Origin of the sequence: Armatimonas sp. (assembly GCF_043760365.1) — a bacterium.
Classification (GTDB): domain Bacteria; phylum Armatimonadota; class Armatimonadia; order Armatimonadales; family Armatimonadaceae; genus Armatimonas.
The window spans coordinates 1-2,247 of sequence record NZ_JAYUPA010000129.1; the positions used below are offsets into that span (position 1 = coordinate 1).

1 protein-coding gene and 1 riboswitch are annotated in these 2,247 nt (G+C 47.0%); the gene reads right to left on the minus strand.

Annotated features, from left to right (window positions below; all coding sequences use genetic code 11):
- Positions 1-31: 31 nt before the first annotated feature.
- Positions 32-93: riboswitch (Fluoride riboswitch) on the minus strand.
- Between the two features lie 411 nt (positions 94-504).
- Entirely contained in the window at positions 505-1,785 is a 1,281-nt protein-coding gene (locus ACH2EH_RS03390) for a hypothetical protein (RefSeq protein ID WP_395138974.1), read from the minus strand.
- Positions 1,786-2,247: the final 462 nt, after the last annotated feature.

Here is a 2,247-nt window from a genome sequence, read left to right on the forward strand (position 1 = left end):
AGATCAAAAAAAATCCGCGTTATGCTCTTTTAGTTCGGTAGGAGTCATCAGCTTCTTGGGCGGTTGTCGGGGGACTCCATCCCCATATCATACGCTAACAATCGCATATTCATTGCGACTCAGAAAGAGCTTAAAAGCTGAAGAATTTCTTTTGTCAAAGGTTTAAAGCGCACCTTTTAAGCAGTATCATAACTATCGATAATATAAGATTATCGATAGTTATCACCATCCAAGCCCTATTTAATGGCTTAATTTTACCTCATAAAAACATACAGACTAAATACCTGCTCCTTTCTCTCTTCTCCCTTTTTTTGGTGCACACCAGCTTTTTAAGACCCGCGCCCTATCGCTTAAAACACTAAAAAGTTTCCTTACATCATCACGAATCTTATTTTATTAATCAAAAAAAGCTGGTGTGCACCAGAAAATAGGGCTTCTAAATCTTTCAGTTAAAGATAGGTTAAGACTTACTACGGAAAGGGTGAGAAGATGTAGCATGACTCTCTAGCATGGTTTTCTCTCTAGCGGGGTTACATGCACAAAAACTACCTCGTCCTTCCAGTAGATCTGCTCCAAATCCATAATCCTGCTTCCTGTGCAAACCAAGAGAGACCCTTTGTGATTCGTCATCAATATCCGCGACTGCTCCAAACCAGGAACACGTACAAGGTGGAACATAGCGGTGTAACCTTGGCCGAGTCGCCCCACTGCATCTAACGACTCCACCTCAAGGCCAAGCTGAGCGATATTGACCGGCCAGATCCCTCTCACATGAAGCTTATTGGCTATTGCAAATAAATTCTCCGCGCCCTCCGCGCGCGCCAATGCACTCACCGTCGTAGCGAGTCGCATGGGGGTCCGATAACCCGAAATGGGAATTGCAACACCGTCGCTTTGAAGGAAAAGTGAGAGCATTGATTTAAGACTGCTCGCTCGATAGACAGTACGTAGAATGTTTGAGTTGTGGGAATACACCCGGACTGCAACTGGGTGCTCTAGGTCGAGCTTCTTCAGCATCGCCTGTACAGCTCTCGCAGATACGGGAGAGCCTTCTTTTGCGATCATCTCTACAGTCGCCACATCGATTTTCATTCCACCGAAGGTAACATACGTAAAGCCATCAGCGTTGAGCCGCAGGATGTGTTCACGCAGTGGATGATAGCGGAGGGCGTAGAGTACATCGACTAAAGGGTATGCTTGGCTGATACCTGTGCCGAGTTCGGTCCTGGCGAGAACCTTGATTGGGTAAGGGTTAAGATGCTTCAGCGTCCAGCGCTTCACCTCGCTCGGGTCAACTGGCTTAGTATCGGTCGCGGCTACTCTCATGAACAACTCGCGTTGAATATAAATCTTATTTACTAACTGAATCGGCTCACCATCCGGACCCTCTATCGATTCTGGCTGAAGTGGATCCTCAAACTCTATGTAGCCGTTAGGGGTTGCCGCAGAGGGGAACCTGGTATGCCGATTACGTTTACTCTCCGTTTTTGTAACGGACGTGTTGGCATCAAGCTTGATCTCTATTCCTCTGAAAAAATCAGCGACCAACTTCTTAACGGTTGCCATTTCACAACACCCGGCCTGAATGAGAGGAGAGATACTTGGAGTGAGAGAGCGGAAGAGCCGTCCTCGAAGTCCTTCGGCACCCTTCAAATAGGGTATCTGCGGTTCAGCTGGACTATCCCTTCTCTCCTGCCGCAGTAGATGCATCGCAGAGACAATCTGATTCTTTGCTTCTTTATACGCCATCAGTCTTGCGCGGTCTGCTGGATCAAAAATACTCACTATCCTCGCTCTACTTAGGCCAAGAACGTCTGTATTCCTGACGTATGCGTGAACAGAATTCGCCCTCGAACGGGCACTAGCGAGCACGACTTTGTAAACTCCATCGGTGCCTTTGAAGTAGTCAAGGATAAGCCAGGCGTCCCTCGGTCCATTTTCAGATGGTGCGACAAAAGAGATCTCAGTTCCAACAGGAAAGTCCTTACGGAGCTGCCGAACTCGCAATAATTTTGATATGCCAGCTGGAATCTGGGTGACCTCCAGCTTCTCGTGGGCATGTCCATACAAATGATCTGGAGGCTGCTTTTGGGACATAATATCGGATAAGATTGTAAGTTTAATTCGGAACACCTGATTGGGAGAGAATACCAGAACGGAATAGCTATTCAAATAAAGTTCGGGAACATATCTATAACGAAGTGATCGAGGACGTCTCCCACCGCCATACCGTAAGATCTAGGAAAA